Below are 25,450 nucleotides of genomic sequence, written 5' to 3' on the forward strand. Positions count from 1 at the left end.
TCAGGTGGTCGGGCGGCCCGTCGGCCACGGGCGCCCGTCGGGGGAGTAGCCGATCGGCGGGCCGGTGAATGCCTCGCCGGCGGTGGTGTTCCACAACGGCCCGGGTGCGGCCTGAACCGTGATGCCCGGCCGGTGGCGGGCGGGTCGATCGCCCCGGCCGGCGTACGGCAGGCCGGCGACCGTGCTCAGGGCCGCGGCCATCTGGTCGTTGGCCGGGTCGGTGACGGCCGTGCGCCAGGCGGCGAAGTACGCGGCGACCGCGCCGTCCTGGTCGGCGTGGAAACGGACCAGCGCGTCGCCCTGGATCTGGCCGGCCAGCTCCCGGGAGGCGGCCGCCAACAGGGTCCGGGCGGCCTGGTGGCGGGGGTCGTCGCGGACCATGGCCGGCTCGGAGTCCCACGGGCGGACCTCGCCGGCCGGGCGTACCGACAGGGTCGGCGTGCCCGCGGCCAGGGTCTCGGCCCAGGTGCCCGCGCCCTCGGTGACGACCAGGCGGGCGCGGTCGCGCAGCGCGGCCATCCCGGCCGGTGACTGGGGCGGCAGCGGGACGACACGGAATCCGTCCGGGCCGTCCTGCGCCTCGGTGTCCCCGATCACCAGCACCACGGTCCGGTGGCCGGGCCGGGCGGCGGCCCGGATCCGCCGGGCGGTCTCGTGGAACGGAGGGACGCCCGCGAGACCGGCGCCGTAGTAGACGAGCACCACGTCGACGTCCGGGCCGGCGATGTCCGCCGGTAAGGTCGCGGCCGGAGCGGCCGGGGTGTGGCGCTGGTAGACCGGGAAGTCGGGGACGACGTCGCTGAGCGGCACCGTCCGGCCGCCGGCGTAGCGGATCTGCGGTGGGACGCCGTGCCACAGGAACGGCTCCTGCACGATGACGTCGCCGTGCGGGCTGATCCGATCGAGATGGGGCTGCCAGTTGGCGGTGAAGTAGTCCTCCATGGCGTCGGCCGGGCGGTCCCGGCCGGCGTCGACGGCGGGCAGGACAGTGAGGACCGTCCCGTCGATCGGCGGGATGTCGGCCAGCTCGATCTGGCGTTCCTCGGGCTGGTCCCTGCGCAGGCGATCCCGGAACGCGTCCTGGAGCCGGGCGGTGACGTGGCTGCTCGGGGCGCCCGGCCAGCGGTGCAGCTTCCACTCCGCCTCGAGCCAGCGGGCGGCGCCGGGGGCGTCCGGCCTCGAGGAGGTGCCGGCGAAGACGGCGGAGGGGTGCGCAGCGATCCCGCCGAGCGGGCGCATGATCACTTCCAGGGCGCCGTATCGGCCGTGCCACTCGCCGTGGAACATCTCGTACGAGGCGACCGGGTCGTCGAGGTCGGCGGCGCGGCCCAGGTTGCCGGCGTAGAAGAGGGTCTTGTTCGCCGGGTAGGTGAGTACCACCCGGCCCGGGTAGCCGGTGGCGGCCAGGCCGTCGAGCGCGGAGACGGCGGCGGCCTGGTGTCCGAGGCCGGCCGATCCCGCGTCGATCAGGTGGACGGTCCGGTAGCGCTCGGCGAGCCTCGCGCCGACGGCGGTCGGCTCCGGAGCGGGACCGGTGATCGGCGGCGGGGTGGCCAGATCGGCCCGCCGGGTCGGGATGTCCGCGGTGGGCGGCAGTTCCGGTTTCTGGATCCGGGTTCGCCAGGTTGGCACGCTGCTCGGACCCGGCGGCGGTGGCGGCGCGGCCCGGCGGCGGGCCGGCACGGCGTCCCGCAACCGGCCGATCTCCTCGGCGGTCACCGGTTCGCCGGCAGTCTCCGGAGCCTCGGGCGGCACCGCGACCGGCGGCGCGGCATCCGGGCCCGGCGGGGCGGGCCGCAACATGAAGACCGGCACGATCGGCGCGACCTGGCCGTCGGCGTGGTGCGCCGGCCGTCGGTGGGTGAGCACGGCCGCCGGCGGTGCCGGAAGAGTCCAGTTCAGCAGCCCGGGGGCGGTCGCGTCGAAGCCGATGCCATCGAGGGGCAGGTTGCGCGGCTGGACCGGATCGTCGTCGACGCCGTGGCGCGTCTGCGTGAGCTGGTACCACTTCGAGCCTCTGCCGGCTAGGTGCAGCCGCCCATCAGGGGAGGTCCAGACCTCACCGTCGGCCGCGATGACTCCCCTGTTGGCGGGAAGTCTCCTGATCAACTGATCGGCGAATCCGTCCCGCGCTCCGAGGTTCGAGCCGATGAGCACGATTCTCCGGCCGTTCCAGAGCGGATCCGCGGCGATCTCAGCGGCCAGCGCCTTGGGGGTGACGATGTCCGGACCGACCTGCAGCCCCTGACCGGTGCCGCGTCCGAAGAGCAGGTAATGGCCGGTCCTGCTCACTCGCCGGGACACCGCCTCGGCGTGCGCGACGAAAACCTCGTTCTGTGGCGCCGGCGGCATCTTGATCAGGCGATAGGTGTTCACTCCGCTCGTCGTCATGGTGTGCGCGGCCCTGGTCGGGGCCGGCGGTGCCTGGTGCTGATGAAGGGCCGGGTACTTCTCGACGATCCAGGCCGGCTCGTGGGGAAGCCGCCGAGCGCGTGGCGCCGGCCCGGGAGCCGGCACCAGAACCCGGCGCACCCGGGGTGCGAAGGAACGCCACCCGCCGGTGTTGTTCTTGTCGGGGAAGGTCGCCAGAAGACAGGTGGAAGCCGGCCATGCCTGGTTTTCGGTGTCAAGGGCGGGAGCCGGGTCATTGCGCTCGCGGTAGACGAATCCGACCTCGACATCGGCGGCCCAGACCCGTCGGCCGATCTTGTCGGCGACGGCTTGGGCGACGTTGGCGCCCCGGGCGACGTCGATGCCGACGTCGCACATCAACAGCACCACCTCGTAGTCGTGGTTCAGCCCCAGCGACGGGTCATGGCTGATGAGCCGGGCGGCGTTCTCAGCGTCGATGTAGACGGTTTCCCCATTGGTCAGGGCAATCTGGATCGATGTCGGGCTGCCATGGGTCGTGAAGATGTGAACGGGGACATCGGTGCGCCAGGGAACCTCTTCCACGAGGTCATCGCCGTTACTCCGGCGGCGTCTCCAGTACAGCCCCAGGTCCGGGTTGATCGACTTGAAGTGCTCATAGGCGGTCACGGTCCCGTGGCCCGAGGTCGCCTCTTCCCGGTCGGCCACGTAGTCGCGGAAGCGATGTTCCCGTCCGCCGGGCGTGTACATGGCCAGGCTGTCGACAGCACTGATCGGGATCAGACGGCCATCCAGGGATGAGATGGCCGGAACCGGGTCGGTCGGGGAAGCCAGGACGGTCGCGACCGAAAAGGCACTCAGGGTGACCGTGTCGGGTGTCCCGGATGTCACCGTGTTGATGCTGGTCAGATTGGGGCCGGCAAATACGGACCGATATCGGATCTCGGTCTCGATCTCCTGGGCCACGCTTGCCCAGATGCTCTTCGCGATGGTGTCGTTCGGCGCCTCGATGAGAATGTTGCTCAGGTCGCGCCCGTATTGCACGTCCGAGACCAATTGGTGGACGAAGGCTCGGATCGAGATCATTTTACGAGCGTCGTCGTCGAAGCGGACGGCGCGCGTCGCGCGAATGGCGTCGGGGTCCGGAGCGGCGGGTCCGGGCCGGCGGCGTACCAGATTGTCGACGCCCATCGCGGCGAGGTGCTGGACGCGCCGGGCGTCGGGTGAGGACCGGACCATCGGGTGAAGCGAGTCGATGATGAAGGCCGCCTCGCGATCGGAGATGTCGATCTGGTGCCGGAGCAGCGCCGTTGCCCGGACGAATCCGGTCAGCTCGGCTCTCGCCGCCGGCAGGGCTTCCGGACCGGGGCGGCGGGGGTGTCGTGGCGCGGCACTGAGCATGACGATTCTGGCGTCGGATTCGCTGTCGCCGAACGACCAGAGCTCGGTGTACACCTCCGGCCGCAGCATGGCGATGCCGTGGTGCCCCGGGTCGCTCGGATTGTTCGCAGCGCTGCGAAGATTGCGGTCGATCGCCCTCTTCACGACATCGGCGAGGCTCCGTTTGTCGCTTCGGACCCGGATCGGCCCGACGTGGGTTCCCTGCCGGATGTCCTCGACGATCCGCTGGGTGAATGCCGTGACCTGCTCGCGCTCGAAAGCGCCGAGGGCGTAGGCCGGCATCTCGATGCGTACCCGGGGCTCGCCCGCGCGGTGCTCTCCCGGAGCGAGACCGGTGATGATGGTGGTCGCCAGGTCGGCCGCGTACCGATCGTCGACCCGGTTCGAGGCTGGCCACCCGGCCTTCGTGGAGGCGGCCTTGATCTGATCGCCGGTAGCCGGACCGGCGCCGTGCCGGGCCAGGGCCGCGGCAACTTTTTCCCGGACGTACGGCGTCTCGTACCAGAGCGCGACGCCGGGTTCGGCCCAGCGGAAAGCGGCGTGCATGTCCGGGCTGACCGGCCGGTCGACCGCGGCGCCGGAGAGGTAGGGGCCGGTGTCGCGCGGCGTGTCGGGGACGGTGTCCCGGGTGAGATAGGTCTTCCAGGTGCCGGCCGGCGGGAGCTGGGGGCGGCCGTCGGCGGCGTACGTGATCTCGCCGGTGACGAACGCCTCCCCGTCCGTGCTCCAGAGCGGCCCGTCCGGGGCGTGGACCGGGACGCCGTCGAGGAGCTGGGAGAGCTCGGCGGCGTATCCGCCGGGGACACCGGCGTAGCAGGCGGCGACGGTGACCGGCTGACGGTGGAACCGGGGATCGCGCCGGATCCGCCCGGCCAGCTCGGCCGGGCCGATGAGGAGGCCGTCGAGGGTGCCGTGGGCGACCACGGTGTAGTGCCCGGGCCGGTGGGGCAGCCGCCGGCCGGCGTCCAGGGTGGCGTGGTCGGCCGGGTCCGCCAGCACGATCTTGACGGTGCCCGTCACCTGCGGGGGCACCGGGTGGCGGTGTGCGGCGAGGTTGTCCCGCAGGGTGAAGTACCGCTCCGGAACGGGGGAGTCGTGGTCGCCGGCGAGGCTGTCGATGAGGCCGGTGAGGTGGACGCTCATCCCGATCAGCTGCAGGCGGCTGAGCCCGGCCCAGCGCGGGTCGTCCGGGTCCTGCAGGTGGTTCAGGGCCCAGGCGGTCAGCAGATCGGCCCGGTGGTCGTGGAGCGTGCCGAGCTCGTCCTGGAGATCGGTCAGGTAGGACCGCAGGTTGCCGACGTTGCCGAGCAGCGGGCGCATGTCCGGGCCGGTCCAGTGCGGGGAGGCCGCGTTGGCGGCGTCCCGGAGTCGTCGCTCGGCCTCGGTGATGCGCTGCTGGAGGTCATTGCGGTATCCGGCGATGCCGTCGGGATGTTCGGCGATCTTCGCGATCGCGCGCATGTCGTGGACCGCGGCGGACCGGGCCGGGTCGTCGCGGAACTCCCGGGCGACGGCGTCCAGATGGCTACCGGGAATGTCGTAGAGCTTCGCCGTGAAGACCGCCAGCTTCTGGCCCGCCCACTGTTCGGCGACGGGCCGTGCCGCCGGACGCGCCGTTTCGTCCGGCGTCCCCGGGGCCGCGGGTTCCAGGCCGAGGAAACGGTTGCCGTCGGCGCGATTGACGGCGATCCTCTGCGGTCTTCCGGGGTTGACGACCTGCAGCGGCCCGGTGCCGTGGTCGTCGAGGACGACGATGGTGGCGTCGAGCGTGGCCGCGATCGTGTGCAGGATGTCGTCGCCGAGGACGGAGTCGATGAGGGCCGGGGCGGTGGTGAGCGCTTGGCGGACGAGGTGGTTGGTGTCGGTGTCCGTGCCGGGATCGGTGGTCTGCCGCAGGAGATGGACGTCGCCGGGGCGTCGTCGTCCGTTCCGGACCGTGTCGGCGATGAGCTGTTCGGCGGTACGGGGGTGGGGCAGTTGCTCGGGCTGGAATCGTTCGCCGACGCCTCGGCGCAGGGTGTCGGCGTCCTCGTCGAGGGTGGCGCCGGGGGTGCGGGCCCAGCCGGGCAGGGTGACGTGCTGGGCGTCGGCGCTGGTGAGGACGGCGTGGAAGATGGTCTGCGAGCCGACTCTGGCCGCGACGGGGGCGTGGGTGCTCCCGAGCTCCCGGCGGCTCCCGGTGTCGTCGGACCGGGCAGCGACCGGCTCCGATGAGCCGGGCATGGGCTCGTCGATCGGTACGGCGTTCCGCCCCCGGGCCCGCCGCCGGCGGAACATCCTCAGAGCCGCCTCGACCCGGGGCTTCAGGTATTCGCTCTCGAGGATCTGGTGACGCGGTTCCAGGTAGTCCCGGCGCTCCCGCAGCGTGGCCGCGTCGACGGGCAACTTGGCCAGCATGGCGTCGCGCAGGACCGAGTCCGGCTGCTCGCGGTAGTGCTCGACGAGGCCGGCGAGCGGGCCCAGGGCTTCGGTGACGGCCTGATACTGCTCGCGGATGTCCTCGGCGCCGGCCAGGCTGAATTCCGTCAGGACCCGCTGGACGACGATCTCGTTCTGGTTGTCGCTGATCTCCTGCCGCGCCCGCCGCAGGTCGGTGGTGTCGAATCCGCCGTCGCGGGCCAGCGGGATGACCTGGTCGAGCAGCGCGGTGAGCTCGGGCAGCAGCCGGTCGCGGGACCGCCATCGGAGCCGGCTCCGGTACTCGGCGTCGGACTGCGGGATCCGGGCCGCCGGGGTGCCGCGGTACTCGTCCAGCAGGACGAGCAGGCCGGGGCGGATTCCGATGCCGTCCCGGGCGGTCGCGACCAGCTCCGGGTCGGCGTCCCGCCGCTCCAGCTCGGCCACGATCCTGGTGAGCTCCGCACTGGTCCGGGTGAGCACGGCGGCGCGGAAGCCGTCGATGACCGCCCGCCGTCCCGGGACCCGCGCGCCGATCGCGAAGCCGGCCGCATCCAGCACGCGGACCAGCTCGCGCGACGGCTCGTCGTCCAGCGGCTCGATCGCGCGCGCGGGCTCCTCCGGGGCGGCCGTCCCGTCCGGCAGCACGAACGGGTCCGCGGCCGCGCCGTCCTCGTCCCAGACGCCCGGCATGTCCTCGTAGCGGTCGTAGCCGGGCGGTACCTCCGGCACCAGGTCACCGGGGAGCACCACCGGCTCCGGGTCGTGCGGCGTCTCGTCGGCCGGGTCGGTCTCCCGCCAGTGCCCGGGCACCTCGGGGATCTCGTCGGTCAGGTCGTCGGTGGCTTCCGGCTCCGCTTCCGCCGCGGCGGGCTCGCCGTCGATCCAGTCGCCCGGAACCTCGGGATCGCCGGGATCCTCGGTGGGCCCGGCGATGCCCGCGGCCGTGTCGGCGGCGGTGTCGGCGGCCGTGCCGGCGGGACCCGCGTCGTCCGGGTCGGGGTCCGGCTCGGCGGCTTCGATCTCGGCGGGCGGCGGGGGGAGCAGGACTTCGAGGTGGTGCTGAAGGACGTTCAGGCGGCCGTGGGCCGAGATCCGCCCGTCCGGATCCACGGCATCGTCCAGGAGGAGGTCGAGGTGGCGGATCTGCCGGTTGACGTGCTCCTTCATCTGGAACAGCTGGAGGCGGCTGAATCGCGCCCACCCGGGGTCGGCCGGGTCACCGAGATGCCGCAGCGCGTGGACGGTGAGCAGGTCGGCCCGGCCGGCCAGACCGTCGAGCTCCCCGGTGAGGTCGGCGAGATCCCGCTCCAGCCGCCGATGGACCCACACGTCCTGCTCGGTCACGCCCTCGGCGAGCGGCGAGCGCGCCTCGCGGAGGTGACCGCGGGTATCGGCGATCCGCTGCTGGAGGTAGCGCCGGTGCCTGTCGATGCCGTCGGGGGTCGCGGTGATCCGGGCCATCTCGAGCATGGTGGTGACGGCGGTGGAGCGGCCGGCGTCGAGAGCCGATCGGGGCGCCTGGGCGGCGAGCAGGTCCGCGTCGAGGGTGTAGAGGTAGGCCCGGAAGGCCTCCAGGCGCTGACCCTCCCAGGGCTCGGCGCCGTCCCAGGCCATCTCCGGCGGCGTGCCGACGGGCGCGAGGCCGAGGAATCGGTTCCGGTCCGCGCGGAAGACGTACATCTTCCGCGGTTGTCCGGGGTTGATGCTCTGCAGCGTGCCGGCGCCGTGGTCGTCGACGATGACGAGGGTGACGTCGAGCGCGACGGCGACCGTGTGCAGGATGTCGTCGTCGAGGACGGAGTCGAGCAGCGTGGGCGTGGTGGTCAGGGCCTGCTGGACGAGGTCGGCGCTGCCGGTTCCGGCGGTGGTCGTCTGCTGCAGGAGCCGGACGTCGCCCGGGTGCCGGCGCCCGTTCCGGACCGTGTCGTCGGTGAGTTGCCCGGCGGTCCGGGGGTGGGCCAACTGGCCCGGCCGGAATCGCCGGCCGATGCTCCGGCGCAGGGTGGTGGCGGCCTCGTCGAAGGTGGCGCCGGGGGCATGGGCCCAGCCGGGCAGGGTGATGTGCTGGGCGCGAGCGCTGTTGACGATCGCGTGGAAGATGGTCTCCCGGCGGTACGCGCCGGCGATGCGGGCGTGGCTCCGCCGTACCTCCCGATGGTTCTCGGTCTCGCCGGCCGGGGTGACCGCCGGCTCCCACGCGCCGGGCAGCAGGGATTCCTCGCCCGGTGTGGTGGAGACGTCGTCGCGGTTCCGCGGCTGCAGCCGGCGGAACGCCCGCTCGGCGGCCTCGACGCGGGGCCGCAGGTACTCGCTGTCGACGATCCGGAAGCGCGGCTCGTAGAAGGCGTTCAGCCGCTGCAGGTCGGCGGCGTCGGCGGGCAGTTTGGCGAGCAGGGCGTCCCGCTCGACGGAATCCGGCTGACGCTCGTAGTGCTCGGTGAGCTCCTGATTGGCCTTCAGCGCCTGGGCGACGCGCTGATACTGCTCGCGGATCTGCTCACTGCCGCCGATCCGGATCTCGTTGAGGATCTGCTGGACCCGCAGCTCCTGTTCGTTGTCGGCGAGCTCCTGCCGGGCCCGCCGCAGGTCGGTGACGTCGAATCCGCCGTCCCCGGCCAGGGTGATCGTCCGGTCCAGCAGCGCGGTGAGTTCGGGCCGGAGCCGGTTGCGGGCCCGCCCGGCCAGCTGCCGGCGGTACTCGGCGTCGGTCTGCGGGATCCGGGCCGCCGGGGTGTCGCGGTACTCGTCCAGGAGCGCGAGCAGGTCCCGGCGGGCCCCGGTGGCCTCCTCGGCGATGCCGATCAGGTGCGGATCGGCGCCTCGCCGGTCCAGCTGGGCCGCGATGGCATTGACCCGCGAGGCGGGAAGGACGCCGAGGATCGCGCGGAACCCGCGGCTGACCTCGTGTCGTCCCGGAACCGGCTCGGCGATCGCGAGACCCGCGTCGCGCAGCGCCGGAGCCAGGTCGTGCTCCTCCATCAGGACCAGGTCCGACCAGAGCCGGTCGTCCGGCGGGCCGGCGGGAGCCTCGTCGATCTCGTGCCAGAACGCCGCGGTGTCGCCGGTACCCCAGTGCACCGGCCGATCGGCGGGCGGGTTCGCCGCGTCGTTGCGGGGCGCCGCGCCCGGCAGGTTGGCGGAGTGGGAGGTCACCACGGTGGTCGGTTGCGGTGGGGGTGGGGTGTTGAAGCGCTTCCAGGTGTCACCCGGGGCCGCCGCCAACGGCTTCGGGCGCCCGGTCTCGTCGTACTCGATCCCGGCGACGAACGCCTGCCCGGACGCCGTGGTCCAGGCCCGGCCGGCGGGCGCGATGACGTCGATGCCCGGCAGCGCCCGGGACAGCCGGGCCGCGAAGCCCCCGGCCTCGTCGGCGCCCGCGTCGCAGATCATCAGGGTGATCGGCCGTTCCCTCCAGGACCGGTCGGTGGCGATGATCCGGGCGAGTCCCTGCGGGGTGATCTCGTGGCCGTTCAGCCGGACGGTGCCGTCCACGCTGTGCGCGAAGATCACGTACCGGCCGTCGGCAGATGGGAAACGGCCGGCGGCGTGACGGTCCGCAGCAGCGCCGGGACCGTCACCCACCAGGACCCGGCCGGCGCGGACGGCGGTGCCCGGGGCCCCGGTCGCATACGTGACGTGGCCGGCCGGGTCGATCGAGCGCCACAGCCGCGTGTCGGTCCGCGGATTCGGCGGCGGGAAGTTGTACACCTGCCCGGACTGCACGTCGGTCACGTGGATGCGGACTTCCGTGGCCAGTGCGGCGGCGGCCAGGACCGCGTTGTGGGCGGCGAGGATCTGGCCGCGCTCGTCGGCGGTCACCGGTCGTACGCGATCGAAGGTCTCCTGGTTCTTGCCTTTCCAGGGATTGTGGACGGCGGGCGGCGCGAGCAGGGCCTTGACGAAGTCGCCGTCGTGATAGGGGTTGCGCAGCCGCTGGTTGGCCAGTCGCTGCAGGGCTGCCCGGTTCGCGTTCCGGCCGACGGCGAGGACCTGGTCGCGGATCTGTTCCGGGTCGGTGGCCAGCCCGGGGATGCCCGCGGCCGCGAGTGCGGTGTACAGCGAACCGCCCCGGATCCGCGGGCTGCCCTGCTCCTGCGCGACGTGCCGGGCGAACTCGGCGGCGGCCCGGAACGCGGCCCGGAGGTCGCCCGAGGTGCTGGACGCCAGCCGCAGGGCGCCGGCCTCCCGGAGGTCGGACGAGGCCAGGCCGACGGTCGGGTGGAAGACGCGCTGCTTGAGCTTGTTGCCGTCGTCGGTCAGCGTGGGCGGATGGGCGGCATGGCTCTGCGCCGGAGCGCCCTTCTGCAGGTGGGCCAGGCCCAGGCGGGCGACGTCGGTCTCGATCGCCGACCCGGCGAAGTCGGTGAGGAACGCGACGCCACGGCTGGGGTGCCGGTTGTACTGAGCCTCCGCCTGCAGGGCCGGGGCGGATCTGGTCCCCAGTTCCCGGGCCAGTTCCTCGGCGTAGACCCGTTGCAGGCCGTCGGCGAGGAACAGGAACTCGCTGCCGTTCCGGCCGAACTTGACCTCCGGCGGGCGGCTCCGGGCGGTGGCCGCGACCTGCGCGGCGATCACCAGACCGTCGACGAAGAGGTTCGGTTCGGGGTAGTACGGAACGAGCGGGTGGATCCCGGTCAGCCGGTCCCGGGTGGCCATGTCGTCGCGGATCGCGACGGCCAGCTCGTCCACGAAGGTCGACTGGTCGAGCCGCGGGAGCCCGTCCCGGATCTCCTGCTGGTCCCTGGCCGGTGTGGCCGGATCAGCGAGTTTGCCGGCCGCCCGGTCGCGGATGTCCTGGATCAGCCGCCGGGGGTCGCCGCCGACGCGGTAGCCACCGGCGAACATCAGCGGGCGCAGCGGCGCGGGCCGGCTGCCGGCGGGGCCCGGCTCGAATCGGGTCAGCCGCTCGAAGTGGTCGAAGATGTGGGCGCCGCCCGGCACCGTGCGGGAACCGGTGTCGAAATCCTGGACGGACACGTACGGGTAGTGCTCGGCCGCGGCCAGGGCGGCGATCGCGGCCACGGTCGCCGAGCTGGTCAGCACCCCGTTGCGGGCCGTGCCGTACGGGAATCCGCCGGTGTTCCCGAGAGCCGTCCCCACGACGGCGACCGGGTGGCCGATCGCGGCGATGATCCCGTTCGCCCGGCGCACCCCGTCATTGAGAACGGGCGACCGCCCCGGATCCTCGCTCGTGTTGACCCCGAACACGAACGCGACCCGGCCGGTATCGGCCCGGCCCTGCAGAATCGCCGTCACCACCGTCGGGATCCGCGCCACGTCGCCGACCGGCAGGATCACGTTGACCACGAACGCCGGCCGGACCGGCTCCCGGATCAGGCCGGCGGAGGTGGCCCGGTAGTCGGTGATCGGCGGCTTGCCCTGGACGAGCTGACGGAACAAGGCGTTGTCGGCGCTGGGCGGGGCCGGCCGGGTCGGCAGGCCACCGGTGTCCAGGACGGCCGGGCCGTCGGCGAGCGGCAGGTCGCCGCGGTCGGCGGAGAGCACGGCCTCGGCGATCGTGACGATCTGCCCGAGGTGGCGCGGGAGGATCCGCGCGCCGTCCCCGGGCTCGGTGGCGGCCATCAGCGAGTTGTCGTCGCCGGCCCGGCTGAGGACCCGGTTGTCGGCGTACTCGTCGGGCAGGCCCAGGTAGTGGCCGATCTCGTGGGCCAGGGTCAGCTCACCGTCGCCGGTGGACCACGTGGTCTGGGTGGTGGCCGGCGGCTTCCCGCCGTACAGCGCGATGGTGGTGTGCGCCTGCGCGGCGTCGTCGGTGAACTCGACGGTGACGTGGAACAGATCGTCGTCCGGGCCGATGCGATGACCGCCGTTGAAGGCGCGCTCCACCGCCCGCCCGGCTTTCCGGCGGACCGCGTCCACCTCGGCGCGCGCGACGTCGTCCTGCGGGTCGAGCCGCACCTTGACCGTGAAGTCCTGGACCCGGGTGCCGTCGGCGGTGGTGAGGACCCGGTGGTCGTAGGCGATCAGCCCGGCGACCGCGGTGAGCTCCGGCCGGGTGACCTCGGCCGTCGGCACCGCCAGGCCCGCGGCCCGGTACGACTCGGCGACCACCTCCGGCACGATCCCGGTCCACTCGCCGGACGCCACCACGTCGAATGCCGTGGTGCCGGCCCGGCGGCGCGCGGGCGTCGCGGCTCGCAGCGCCCGGATCTCGGCGGCGGAGCCCTGCCCGGCAACGACCTCCACGCCCTCGGCGGTGGCCTGGCGATCCGGGCCGTTGGGACCGGCGGTGGCCTTGCGTTCCGGGCCGGTCGGGCCGGCGGCGGGGATCGCGGCGGTCGCTTCCGGGGTCGGTGCCGGACTCGCGGTGCTGGGCAGGTCGACGGTGAGTCCGGCGGGCGGTGCTGCGGCCGGGGCCGGGGCCGGGACGGACGCGGCCGGACCTGGAGCCTTCGGAGTGGCCGGTGCTGGGGTGGCGGCGGCTGGACCTGGAGCCTTCGGAGTGGCTGGTGCCGGGGTGGCGGCGGCTGGACCTGGAGCCTTCGGAGTGGCTGGTGCCGGGGTTGCGGCGGGCTGGCCGGCGGCCGTCGGTGTGGCCGGCGCCGGGACGGCCGCGGATTGGCCCATGGTCGGCTGGACGCTGGGCTGAACGGCGGTCGTTGGGGCGGCGGTCGTTGGGGCGGCGGCCGGTGGAGTGGCGGTCGTTGGGGTGGCGGTCGGTGGAGTGGCGGAGTCGAAGCCCGGCAGGCCACCGGCGACCTCCGCGGTGGGCGCCGGCGGGGGAGACGACGGCGTGGCAGGCGAGCCGGTGGCGGCGCTCGTGCTGTTGCCGGGGCCTGCTGCCGATGGCGAGGCGCCGCCGGTCGTGGCCTTGACGCCGTTTTGGTTGCCCGTGCTGGTTTGGCTACCCGCGCTGGTTTGGTTGCCCGTGCCTGTGCCTGTGCCCGTGGCCGCGTTGCCGCTCGAACCTGCGCTGGTGGTTGCCCCGGACGTCGAACCGGTCCCGGTGCCACCGATCGCGGAGTTGCCCGTGCCGACTCCGGCGGGCGAGCCGGTGCCGGTGCCCGCCTTGACGCCAGTTCCGGCACCGACGCCTGCCCCGGTGCCGGTGCCGGTTCCCGCACCTGCGCCGGTTCCCGCACCTGCGCCGGTTCCCGCACCTGCGCCGGTTCCTGTGCCTGGGCTGGTTCCTGTGCCTGGGCTGGATCCTGTGCCGGCTCCGGGGCCTGGACGGGTCACGGGTGGGGCGTTGACGCCGGCGGTCGGGGTGGGGGACGGGGCTGATCCCGTACCCAAATCGGGTTTTGGGGTCAGGTCTGGGTTTGGTTGTTGCTGTGTGCCGTGCTGGTTGGCGCCGCCGATGTCGTGGGCGAAGTCGTGGGCCATGCCGCCGAGCACCGAGGAGGTGAACGTGTGGATGCCGAAACCGCTGCCGCCCATGCCGGTCATCAGACCGAAAATGCCCTCCAGCACGGTCTCCGCGCCGCCGGCGATGCCGTGCTTGCCGATCTGGGTCTGGCTGAACTTGGGGAAGAACTTGTTGCCGATCTTCTGGATGCCGCTCGCGCCCGCGCCGATGAAGACGCCCGCGCCGAATGACGTGGCCAGGTCTTTGATGTCGATCTTGTGGCGGTTGCCCTCGAACATCTGCATGCCCTGGGCCGCGGCGCCCTGCCAGACCTCCTCCAGGCCCTCCTCGATCCCCTCCCAGACCAGGTGCAGGAACCGGCTCCGGAGCCGCAGCCGCATGCCCTTGATGAGCAGCGACACGATCTCCTGCCCGATCTTGATCAGGCCGGGGACGGCCGGCGCGCCGAAGCCCGACGCGAGCGCCATGGCGATCTCGACGACCTGGGTGAACGCCGCGATGACGACGTTGTACTGGGTGGACTCCGATTCGAGCGCGAAACCGTAGGCGGCGTCGCCGAGCTTGTAGGTGATGTCGCTGCCGGCCGGCAGGTACCGGGTCAGGTCCGACTGGTACTGCACGAACGCGTCCGCGGCCGGGCCCTGCAGGCTGCTGCCGAGGTCGCGGCCGACCGTGCTGGTGCCGCCGGTGGCGTTCATCAGGTCGGCGGTGAACTGGTACAGCTCGTCGCCCATGTTGCGGAGCTCGGACGGGTCCGCCTCCGGGAACTGCTCGCCGACCCCGTAGAGCATCAGGTCGTAGGCCCACTGCCACTCGGGGTCGTTGGGGATGTGGAAGTCAGGCATGTCCCTGATCGCCCGCGGGGAAGCCCAGGTAGAGCGGGCGGTAGCCGGCCGCGGTGTGGTCGACCGCCGGGTTGTCGGCGACCGCGAACAACTGCCGGCCGTGCTCGTCGAAGGAGCCGGAGAGCGGCGCGACCGAGTGGTACCGGGCCACGTCGACGAGCACGCTGCCGTCGTCCTGCAGCGGCAGCGCCTCCACGCGATGCCCGGGCGGCACGACCGCCCCGACGACGGAGGCCGGGACGCCGGGGATGTCGGCTCGTGCCGCGCTTTCGCCCGTGCTCAGAGGGACCGCGACGGCCGGGACGGCGGCGATGTCGGCTCGTGCCGCGCTTACGCCCGGGATCATGGGGTCTTCGACGGCGGCGCCGAGGCGGGCGTCGGCGAGCGTGTGGCCCTCGCCGGGTCTGGCCGCCCCGACGACGGATTTCGGAACCCCGCCGATGTCGGCGCGCGCCGCGCTCTCGCCCGAGACCATGGGCGACTCCACGGCCGCGCCGAGCGGCGTTCCGCCGAGTGCTCCGCCGACCGCCCCGCTCGCCGCGGCCGCCGAACCGGGCGGCTGCTCGAAGAAGTTGACCAGCTGGTGGGAGGCGTCCTGGGCGTTGTCGTCGGCCTCGCGGTAGTAGCGGGCCGCCGTCCGCAACCCGGTCGCGGCGTACGCCAGCTTGCCCTTGGTCGCCCCGATCGCGTTGTCCACGGTGTCCACGCCGTCGACGAACCGGTCCCCGAACGCCCGGCCGCCGTCGTCGTCGCCCCACGCCGACTGGTACCGCATGCGGATCGAGTCGAGCCGGCGCTGGTACGACTCGTACAGGTCGGCGTGCCGATCGATCGACTCGCCGACCGCGGCCACCCCGTCCGGGTCGACCCACAGGGTTCCGCCGGGCTGGCTCATGACTGCGGCCGTCCCATCCCGAGGATCTCCCGCACGCTTGTCGCGATCCGCGGCTGGGCCGGCATGAACGCGTCCGGCCCGGCGGTGCCGCGGACCAGCTTGTGGGCGTCGAGCCCGGCCGGGAGCATCGGCGCGAGCAGCTCGGCGGCCTCGTTCAGCACCTGCTCCTTGGCCTCGGCGTAGGTGGCCAGCACCAGCTTGGTCAGGTCGGCGGTGGCCAGCCGCTTGTGTGCGCCGGTGGGGAACTGGATGTCGGTGAGGACGCCGTTCTGCCCGACGGTGACGCTGACCTCGCGCCGCGGGGAGGTCGCGGTCGCCGAGAGCTCGCTCATCCGCCGCTGCATGTCGGCCAGGCCGCTGCGCTGGCGCTCGTACTCATCGAGGAGCCGCTCGATCCGATTGCCGTCGTCCATGGGATCCAGTGAAGGGTCGCGCGAGGCGGGATCGGAAGGCGGCGGCGCGGATCAGGGACGAACGCGCAACCGGCGCTTCCCGATGACTACGGCCGGGCGGCGTGCCCGTGCAGTCCTGCCCGCCCTTTCTTACCTTCGCCTCGCCGCGGAGGTCGACCGCGGGGTGCCGGCCGCCGAAGCTTGCCCGTGCCAACGCAGCCGACGCGAGGAGTCCGGAATGGCGCAGTCCCAGGTAACTACCACCCAGGCCGGCATGCAGAGCGCCGGCCAGGAGTTCGTCAACAAGTCCGGCGACTTCAACGGCTCGCTCAAGAGCATCGACACCGAGATCGGCACGCTGGCCACGCACTGGACCGGCACGGCGTCGACGAACTTCCAGAACGCGATGGCCAGCTGGCGCAGCTCGTTCGCCGCCGTCATCTCCGAGCTCGACCACATGGCCGAGGTGATGGGCGCGACCCGGGTCGGCTACGGCGCCGCCGAGGACAACGCGACCGCGCGGGTCGGCCAGTTCGGCGACGGCCTCCCCCACTTCTGAGCGACAGGGATCAACGATGAGTGACTACAGCTTCAACTTCACCGAGGCCAGCAGCGTGCTCGCCTCGATCAACACGATCAACGGCCAGATCCAGAGCGCGCTCGACGAGCTGGAGAACAACGTCAAGTCGAGCCTGGCCGAGTGGACCGGTGCGGCCCAGGCGGAGTACGAGACCTCCAAGCTGGCCTGGCAGAAGTACGCCGGCGAGATGGTGACCAAGCTGGGCACGGCCCAGACCACGCTGTCGGGCATCGCGGACAACTACGGCGATGTCGAGAAGCACCACATGAACGCCTGGCAGAACCAGCGCTGACCGCCGGTACCGCCGCGCCGGGCCCGGATGCCCGGTGGCCGCCGTACCGTCCCGTGACGATTCCGAGGGATGAACATGGCTGACGATTTCGGCTACCCGCCGAGCGTGGACGCGATCGACAAGGTGGATCCGGGCCTCTGGAAGGAGATCGCCGACAAAGAGGCCTCGTGGTACACCCCAGGGTCGATCCGGGCCTCGGTGGAACACGCCCAGCAGCACCACGGCGGGAACAAGAGTCCTGTCAAGTCGGGCCCGCAGGGCGAGGGCGGCCAGGGGGACGACGGCAGCCAGGAGGAGCAGCGGATCGCCGACATCGTCAAGGAGCACTTCACCGAGGAGGAGTGGAACGCGCGGGTCAAGGCGTACAACGACAACCTCGGCGATGGTGACCCGAAGCCGGAGGCGTTCGATCCGAACAAGGATTACGCCTCCAGCGACGACCCCGGCTTCGTCCCGCCGCCGACCACCGCCTGGGACCAGGGCGACAACCCGAACCGGCAGCTGACGGTCAGCACGGCCGCGCTGACCTGGATGGCCGACCTGGTCGGCGCGGCCGGCAAGGCGAACTTCTTCGTCGACGCGCAGAACAAGCTGAACGACGTCGACCCGCGGCCGGGCGGTTTCAACCGGGCCCGTGCGTTGCGGGCGCTGATTCTCGGCACCACCGGCGGGACCAGCCTGAAGAGCGACACGCACGCGCTGATGATCGCGGTCGACGACACCCTCACCTCGGTGCAGACCAACCTGCGCGCCCTGGCCACGCAGTACGCGGAGGCCGAGGACTTCAACAGCATGACCGCCGACCAGCTCAACGACGTCATGGAGGGGAGCTGGAACAAGCTCGACCACCTCGGCGACCACGGCACATACCAAGGGTCGACGACCGGCGGCGCCGTCTAGCCGGCGGCGTCTGGCGCAGGAACCACGGCAGGAATCGAAGGAGCGGGCGGGGCATGCCGGACAAGAAGAACGATCCCTGGAAGAACCCCCAGTACGGGGATTCGACGTTCATGCCCAACCAGCCCGATCTGACCGACGGTGATCTGCCCGACTACCGGGTCTGGGCCACCGAGTACGCCGGATGGCGCAAGATCGAGGCCTCGGTGCTCGGCGGCTCGGCGCTGGGCGGCAGTGCCGACGCCGCCGCGTACGCCCACGGCCTGGTCAACCCGGAGTCGCTGGTCCAGGCGGCGGACGCGTTCAACTACTCCTGGCAGGGCCTGCTCTGGCTGGAGAAGACCGTCCGGGAGGGCGCGAAGGCCATCGCCGGAGACGGCAAGGCCTGGCAGGGCACGGCGGCGGACGCGTTCCTGGAGCGGATGAACGGGCTGGCCGACCAGCTCAAGTCCCAGGCCGACCACCTCGGCGGCGGCGGTGACGGCCAGGGCGCCTATTCGGTGCCGGCGAATCTGATGAACGGCGCGAACACCCTCGCCTGGGCGCAGCAGTGGATCGTCTACCTCGACGAGCAGTGGGGGATCGTCGCCAAGGCCAACGGCGCCGATTTCAACAAGGAGACCGGCTCGGTGTCGATCAGCGCGACCCCGGAGTCGGCGAAGATGGCCGCCGCGATGGCCGACGTCGTCGAGGTGCTGGCCGAGCAGTACCAGATCACGATCAACAAGGCCGAGCCGGTCGACCCGGACGTCGCCAAGGTGAAGGATCCGACGCCCCCGCCGACCCCCGAGGTCAAGACGCCGGACACCCCGGGCGGTGGCGGCGGCCCGACCGGTGGTGGCGGCGGAAACATCCCCAAGATCAACACCCCCGACGTGGGTACGCCGACCGGGGCGGGCGGCGGAGGGAACGTCAAGACGCCGACCCCACCGAGCCTGGGCGGCGGTGGTGGCGGTGGTGGCGTGAACATCCCCAGCGTGGCGAGTCCCGGCGGCACCGGCCCCGGATCGATCGGCAACCCCAACCTGCCCGGCGTCGGCGGCGTGGGCAACCCGCCCGGCAGCGTCGGCGGGGCCGGTGGCGTGGGCAACCTGCCCGGCGTCGGCGGTGTCGGCGGCCTGCCCGGTTTGGGCGGTGGCCTGGGTGGTCTGCCCGGCCTCGGCGGCATCGGCTCGGGTACCGGAGGCGGTATCAAGGGCGGCGGTGCGGCGGTGAGCCCGCCCAAGGCCACCGCTCCGTCCGGTGGTGGCGGTGGCGTCGGCGACGTCGAGGACTTCGAGCCGCCGGCGCTGTCCAGCCCGGGTGGGCTCGGCGGCGTCGGCAGCGGCACGGGCGCCGGGATGCCGGGCGGGATGCCGGGCTCAGGCGGTGGACCGGCCGGCGCCGGTGGCGGGGCCGGCGTCCCGGACGCACCCGACGCCGGTGGCCTGCTCACCGGGGACAGCAGCGACTGGACGCCGGCGGCCGGTGGCATCGGACTGCCCGAGGCGCCGTCGGGTGTCGCGGCCGGTGGCGCGGGCCTGGGCGGTGGCATGCCGGGCGGGATGCCCGGCGCCGGTGGCGGTCAGCCGGGCGGATCCGCAGGTGTGCCGGACGCTCCCGACGCGGGTGGCCTGCTGGGCGGTGACGAACAGGATTGGAGCCCGGTGGTCGGCGACGTCGGCGTTCCGGACGCGCCGTCGGGCGTCGCCGCCGGTGGCGCGGGCCTGGGCGGTGGCGTCCCCGGCATGCCGGGGGGCGGCGCGGGTCAGCCGGCCGGCGCCGGTTCCGGGGTGCCCGAGGCCCCCGACGCGGGTGGCCTGGTCGAGGGCGACACCGAGGACTGGGCGCCGGCCGCTTCGGTTGAACCGGCCCTCGGGGTGGCGGCGGCGATGACAGCCGTCGCGGCCACTGCGGGCGGAAAGACCCATACCCCAGCGCGAGTCCCGGCCCCGGCGGCGAGACCGGCCGCGCAGCCGATGACCCCGGCAGCGGGACCGGCTGCGCACCCGCCGGCGCCCGCGGTGGAGGCGCCACCGCCGCCCACCCAGGAGACCGCGATGGGCACGGCCGCGGTCCGCCCGAACCGCGACGGCATGGTGGCGATGCCCGAGGTGGCCCTGCGCGCGCCCGAGGACGAGGACGCCGAACCGGAGCGCCCGGCCGCCGCCGAACTGCTGCGGGCCGAGAGCGTCTGGGGCACGCCCGCGCCGGTCGCGGCGACCGGGCACTTCGTGCCCGTGCTCACCGTCGGCGATGAGGACGACGACACCTCCGGGTGGGACGACGACACCTCCGGCTGGCTCACCGACACCGACACCGACGAGGACGAGGACCGATGACCGACAACACGCCTGCGCGCAAGGTCTGGCGCCGCTCGGCCGGCACCCCGGGGGACCCGGAGCCGGCGGTGCGGATCAGCTGCGGCGGTCCGGACCTGACCCGGGAGGAGTACTACCGCCAGATGGTGGCGAGGCGCGAGGCGTACGCCAAGGAGCAAGCCCAACGGAGAGCGGAGGCCGATGCCGCGGCCGCAGCCGAGGCCAAAGCCGCGGCCCGCGCGGACGACGAGGACCCGGACCGGGCCGCCGAGCGGTACCGCAACGACCGCTACTCGGTGAAGCTGCTCCGCCAGGACACCAACACCTGGGGCGGCGGCGGCAACGACGCGGGAGCGCTCGGATGAGCACCGTCACGGTCAAACGGCCGCCCCGCGCGGCCGGCCCGGAGATGCCGTCCGGCGACGTCGAGCTGCAGGAGCCGCCGGTGATGGCGGAGGAGGCGCCGCTCGACTTCCGGTCGTTCGCCATGGTCGTGCCGACCGGTCTGGGCATGGGCGCGATGATGGCGATGTTCGGCGTCTACCAGCGCGCGCCGATCATGTACGTGATGGGCGGCGTGATGGCCGCCGGCATGGTCGTGATGGGCGTGGTGCAGGTCGGCAAGGCCGCCTCGGACCGCAAGAGCAAGATGCGCGGCGAGCGCCGGGACTTCCTGCGCTACATCAACCAGCTGCGCAAACAGGCCCGCGCGGCGGCCGCCGAGCAGCGCGAGGCCGCGCTCTGGAACAACCCGCAGCCGAACTGGCTGTGGTCGCTGGCGATGGGCGGCCGGCTCTGGGAACGGCGGCCCGGCCACGACGACTTCGGCCGGGTGCGGATCGGCCTGGGCCGGCAGAACGCGGCGGTGACCTTCACCCCGCCGTCGACCAAGCCGATCGAGGACCTGGAGCCGCTCGCGTCCATCTCGCTGCGGCGGTTCCAGGAGACCTACCGTACGGTCGGCGGCATCCCGATCGCGGTCGGGCTGCGCAGCTTCACCAGCATCGAGTTCGAGGGCCACATCGATCCGGCCCTGGAGCTGGCCCGCGCGATGGTGGCCCAGCTGATCACCTTCCACGCGCCGGACGAGCTGCGGATCGCCGTGCTCGCGCCGGAGGCGAACCGCGAGCCGTGGGACTGGGTCAAGTGGCTGCCGCACAACGCGCACCCCACCGCGATGGACGCGGCCGGGCCGGTGCGCCTGTTCGCCGGGACGCACGACGCGCTGCTGGACGTGCTCGGCCCGGAGTTCGGCGAGCGCGGCGACCACGACCGGGACGCCCGGCCGACCGCGAGCGAACCGCTGGTCGTGATCATCGCGCACCTGGCCGACCTGCCGGACGGCTCCCGGCTGCTCGGCGCGGGCCTGCGCAACGTGGTGCTGCTCGACCTGACCGGGGACATGCCGGGCGGTCCGAAGGTGCTGCGGCTGACCATCGAGGACGATCGGGTCAGCTACCCGGCCGGCGCGACCGTCGGCTCGGCGGTCCGCGACGGCCTCGGTGTCGCGCAGTGCGAGGCGCTGGCCCGGATCGTCGCGCCCAAGCGCACCGGCGGGATGCTCGAGATCGTCGACGAGCCGATGGCGAGCAGCTTCGAGCTGACCGCGCTGCTCGGGATCCGTGACGCGCAGACGTTCGACGCGCCCGCGCTCTGGCGCAGCCGGCAGCCCCAGCGCAGCCGGCTCACCGTGCCGATCGGGGTCACCGAGGACGGCGAGGTCATCGAGCTCGACCTGAAGGAGTCCGCGCAGGGCGGCATGGGCCCGCACGGCCTGCTGATCGGTGCGACCGGTTCGGGCAAGAGCGAATTGCTCCGTACGCTCGTGATGGCGCTCGCCGCGACCCACTCCTCGGAGATCCTCAACCTGGTGCTGGTCGACTTCAAGGGCGGCGCCACGTTCCTGGGCATGGACCGGCTGCCGCACACCTCGGCGGTGATCACCAACCTGGCCGACGAGCTGCCGCTGGTCGACCGGATGCAGGACGCGCTCAACGGCGAGATGACCCGCCGCCAGGAGCTGCTGCGGGCGTCGGGGTACGCGTCGCTGTTCGACTACGAGAAGGCCCGCGCGGCCGGCGCCCAGCTGGTGCCGTTCCCGGTGCTGCTGATCATCGTGGACGAGTTCAGCGAGCTGCTGTCGAGCAAGGCCGAGTTCATGGACCTGTTCGTCTCGATCGGCCGGCTCGGGCGCAGCCTCGGCGTCCATCTGCTGCTGGCCTCGCAGCGGCTCGACGAGGGCCGGATCAACCGGGTCGAGGGGCACCTGTCGTACCGGATCGCGCTGCGCACGTTCTCGTCGATGGAGTCGCGCTCGGTCATCGGCGTCACCAAGGCGTACGAGCTGCCGCCCGAGCCCGGCAACGGCTACCTCAAGCTGGACACCACCAACCTGGTGCGGTTCAAGGGGGCGTACGTCTCCGGCCTCTACACCGGACGACTGGCCCGGCCCGGGACCACCGACGGCCCGGCCCGCCCCGAGCTGGACGTGGTGCCGTTCACCACCCGGCAGGCCGCCGTCCGCTACGACCCGGCGGCCGACCGCGCCGCCGAGATCGAGCGGGCCGCCGCGGCCGCGGACGAGCAGCGCGACCAGGACGAGCAGGCGATCGGCCCGAGCCTGGTCGACGTGCTGCTCGACCGGCTCGCCGACGCCGGCCCGCCGGCCCGGCAGGTGTGGCTGCCACCGCTGTCGGTCGCCCCAACCCTCGACGCGCTGCTGCCGAGCGTGGTGCCCGATCCGGTCCGCGGCATGACCGTCAACGACCCGGCGGCCCAGGGCCGGCTGCGGGTGCCGGTCGGGATCGTCGACCGCCCCCAGGACCAGCTGCGCGAGCTGCTGATCGCCGACCTGCACGGCGCGGACGGGCACGTCGCCGTCGTCGGCGCGCCGCAGAGCGGCAAGTCCACCCTGCTGCGCAGCCTGATCCTGGCGCTGGCACTGGTCAACACCCCGCGCGAGGTGCAGTTCTACGGCCTCGACTTCGGCGGTGGCGGCCTGTCGTCGATCGCCGGGCTGCCGCACGTGGGCTCGATCGCCACCCGGATGGAACGCGACCGGGTGGTGCGCACCATCCAGGAGGTCGGCCAGGTCATGGAGCGCCGGGAGGCCGAGTTCGCCGCCCGCGGCCTGGACTCGATGACGTCCTACCTGGCCGCCCGGGCGCGCGGGGAGATCGACGACCCGTTCGGGCACGTCTTCCTGGTGGTCGACGGCTGGTACACGATGAAGCAGGACTTCGCCGACCTGGAGAGCCGGATCCAGGAGCTGGTCTCGCGGGGCCTGTCGTTCGGCATCCACGTGGTGGTGACCGCGACCCGCTGGTCGGAGATGCGGACCTGGTTGCGCGACGTCACCGGCACGAAGTTCGAGCTGCGCCTGGGTGACTCGATGGAGTCCGAGCACGGCTCGCGCCGGGCGGCCACCGTGCCGAACCAGCCGGGCCGCGGCCTGACCGGCGGCGGGCTGCACTTCCTGGGCGCGCTGCCGCGGATGGACGCCGGGATGGACTCGGCCGACCTGGCCGAGGCGACCAAGGCGGTGGCCGAGGAGATCGCCACGTTCTGGCCGGGGGCACCGGCACCGGGCGTACGGATGCTGCCCGCCCGTCTCCCGGTCGATCAGCTCCCGGCGCCGGAGCCGGAGTTCACCGTCTGCACCGGCCTCGACGAGCAGCGTCTCGCCCCGGTCCGGCACGACTTCATGACCACCCCGCACCTGCTGGTCCTCGGCGACTCGGAGACCGGCAAGTCGAACATGCTGCGGCTGGTGCTGCGGGCGATCCAGGAGCGCTACACCCCCGAGCAGGCCAAGGTGGTGCTCGGCGACGCGCGCCGGGACCTGGATCTGGCCGTACGCCCGGAATATCTGGTGGGTTTCGGCTTCACCGGCGACAAGCTGTACGAGCTGGCCGGCCAGGCCTCGGTCTCGATGAACAAGCGGGTGCCCGGCTCGGACATCTCGTCCGAGCGGATGCGCCGCCGGGACTGGTGGGAGGGCCCGGAGCTGTTCGTCGTGGTCGACGACTACGACCTGATGACCCGGGGCACCGGCATCGGCTCCACGCTGGAACCGCTGCTCCCGTTGCTGGCCCAGGGCACCAGCATCGGCCTGCACGTGATCGTCGCGCGCAGCACCTCGGGCGCGATGCGGGCGATGAACGACCCGGTCATCCGCCGGATGTGGGAGCTGGGCACGCCCGCGACGCTGCTGTCGTACCCCAAGGAAGAGGGCAAGTTCCTCGGCGAGGCCGTCCCTCGCCGACTGCCCCCGGGCCGGGCCCAGTTGGTCACGCGCCGGGGAGTGACGCTCATGCAGACCGGACTCGTGGGATGACGGCCGGCCGTACCGAAAGGGGGCCGCGGTGACCACCGCGACCGAGACACCGCTGTGCCGGATCACGGTGACCGGCCCGCAACGCCGGGCCGACCTGGCCGTTCCGCCGACCGTCACGGTCGCCGCGCTGCTGCCCGTGCTGCTGCGGCACACCTCGGACGGCACCGGCGGGTCCGGTGACGGCTTCGAGGGCGCGTGGGTCCTGCAGCGCCTGGGCGAGCCGCCGTTCGCGCTGTCCGGCACCCCGGAGAGCCTGGACTGGCTGGAGGGCGAGGAGCTGTACCTGCGCCCGGCCGAGGACCCGCTGCCCGAGCTGGACTTCGACGACGTGGCCGAGGGCATGGCGACGATCGTCAACCGGCGGCCGGACCGCTGGCAGCCGGAGCATCGCCGGCCGCTGTTCGTGATCCTGTCGGCGGTGGTGATGGCCCTGGTCGCGGCGGTGCTGACCGCCCGCGGCCCGGCCCTGGCCCAGGTGATCGCGGCCGGGGTGGTGGCGGTGATCTTCACCGGCGCGGCGCTGGTCTGCGCCCGCCGGGTCCCGGACGGGTTGTTCGCGCTGCTGTTCGGGTTCGGTGCGGCGGCGTTCGCCGGGCTGGGCGCGGCCCGCGCCGTGCCCGACGACTACGAGCTGCTCGGCGCGTCGGTCGCCGTGCTGGCCGTCTCGGGGTTGCTGCTGCTGGCCCAGCGGACGGTGACGCCACACATGCCGTACGCGCCGATGTTGGTTCTGGGTTTGACCGCTCTTGTCGCGACCCTGCTGCTGCTCGTCGGGATCGGCTCGGTGATGTCGGCGGCGCAGACCGCGGCACTCGGCGTCACGGTGTTCGCCGGGATCGTCGTGGTGTCGCCGCGGGTCGCGGTGAAACTCGCCCGGCTGCGTGGGCCGCAACTGCCCAAGACCGGGGCCGACATGGCGTACGACGTCGAGCCCGCCCCCTCCGACGTGGTCCGCGACCGCACCAACGAGGCCGACACGTACCTGACCGTGACGATGGTGACCACCGCGCTGCTGGTCCCGGTGCTGTTCCACCTCACGTTGCGCGAGCCGGGCTGGACGAGCTGGGCCTACGTGGTGATCATGTCGGCCGCGCTGCTGCTGCGCGCCCGGGCCTTCTTCGGGCTCTGGCAGCGGCTCGGGCTGACCCTGGCCGGCGGCGCCGGCAGCGTGCTGGCCGTGCTGCGGCTCGCCGATCTGCTGCCCGGGGCCAGCTGGTGGATCCTGCCGGCGGTGCTGCTCGGCCTGATCGTCCCGCTGGTGATGGCGGCGATGCGGCCCTGGTCGCGCCGGATGCTGCCGTTCTGGGAGTACACCGCGACGTTCTTCGACGTGGCCACCGGCGTGGCGGCGCTCCCGGTCCTGGCCCACCTTCTCGGCCTGTACGCCTGGGCCCGCGGGCTGTTCGGGTAAT

At 72.9% G+C, this 25,450-nt stretch carries 10 protein-coding genes; 7 read left to right on the forward strand and 3 right to left on the reverse strand.

All coding sequences use genetic code 11. The features are described 5' to 3' along the window. The 3 genes from L3i22_RS11525 to L3i22_RS11535 are packed head-to-tail and all read right to left on the reverse strand — an operon-like array spanning position 1 to position 15,654. Positions 1-14,346 (reverse strand): hypothetical protein, encoded by a 14,346-nt coding sequence (locus L3i22_RS11525; protein WP_221326955.1) that lies wholly within the window; start codon positions 14,344-14,346, stop codon positions 1-3. Then, positions 14,339-15,241 (reverse strand): hypothetical protein, encoded by a 903-nt coding sequence (locus L3i22_RS11530; RefSeq protein ID WP_221326956.1) that lies wholly within the window; start codon positions 15,239-15,241, stop codon positions 14,339-14,341. The genes L3i22_RS11525 and L3i22_RS11530 overlap by 8 nt, the downstream gene beginning before the upstream one ends. Beyond that, a complete protein-coding gene (locus tag L3i22_RS11535) occupies positions 15,238-15,654 on the reverse strand; it encodes a YbaB/EbfC family nucleoid-associated protein (protein WP_221326957.1) in 417 nt (138 codons plus the stop codon). The genes L3i22_RS11530 and L3i22_RS11535 overlap by 4 nt, the downstream gene beginning before the upstream one ends. 217 nt (positions 15,655-15,871) lie before the next feature. On the opposite strand from L3i22_RS11535, the gene L3i22_RS11540 reads away from it, so the two are divergent. From L3i22_RS11540 to eccD, 7 genes are all read left to right on the forward strand, one after another. Next, complete coding sequence (locus L3i22_RS11540) at positions 15,872-16,192, forward strand: WXG100 family type VII secretion target (RefSeq protein WP_221326958.1); 321 nt, start codon at positions 15,872-15,874, stop codon at positions 16,190-16,192. A 16-nt stretch (positions 16,193-16,208) separates the two neighbouring features. Further along, positions 16,209-16,505: a WXG100 family type VII secretion target gene (locus tag L3i22_RS11545; protein WP_221326959.1), complete on the forward strand. Its 297-nt coding sequence runs from the start codon at positions 16,209-16,211 to the stop codon at positions 16,503-16,505. 75 nt (positions 16,506-16,580) lie between these two features. After that, complete coding sequence (locus L3i22_RS11550) at positions 16,581-17,405, forward strand: hypothetical protein (RefSeq protein ID WP_221326960.1); 825 nt, start codon at positions 16,581-16,583, stop codon at positions 17,403-17,405. Between the two features lie 53 nt (positions 17,406-17,458). Beyond that, positions 17,459-19,723, forward strand: a complete 2,265-nt coding sequence (locus tag L3i22_RS11555; protein ID WP_221326961.1) for a hypothetical protein — start codon at positions 17,459-17,461, stop codon at positions 19,721-19,723. After that, a complete protein-coding gene (locus tag L3i22_RS11560; RefSeq protein WP_221330616.1) occupies positions 19,720-20,067 on the forward strand; it encodes a hypothetical protein in 348 nt (115 codons plus the stop codon). The genes L3i22_RS11555 and L3i22_RS11560 overlap by 4 nt, the downstream gene beginning before the upstream one ends. Continuing rightward, positions 20,064-24,038 carry a type VII secretion protein EccCa gene (gene eccCa, locus L3i22_RS11565; RefSeq protein ID WP_221326962.1) on the forward strand — a complete coding sequence of 1,325 codons (3,975 nt, stop codon included), beginning with the start codon at positions 20,064-20,066 and terminating at the stop codon, positions 24,036-24,038. Before L3i22_RS11560 ends, eccCa begins: the two co-directional genes overlap by 4 nt. A 28-nt stretch (positions 24,039-24,066) precedes the next feature. After that, on the forward strand, positions 24,067-25,449 hold the full coding sequence (eccD, locus tag L3i22_RS11570; RefSeq protein ID WP_221326963.1) for a type VII secretion integral membrane protein EccD: 1,383 nt from the start codon (positions 24,067-24,069) through the stop codon (positions 25,447-25,449). Position 25,450: the final 1 nt, after the last annotated feature.

This window comes from Actinoplanes sp. L3-i22 (assembly GCF_019704555.1).
In the GTDB taxonomy this organism is placed as follows: Bacteria; Actinomycetota; Actinomycetes; order Mycobacteriales; family Micromonosporaceae; genus Actinoplanes.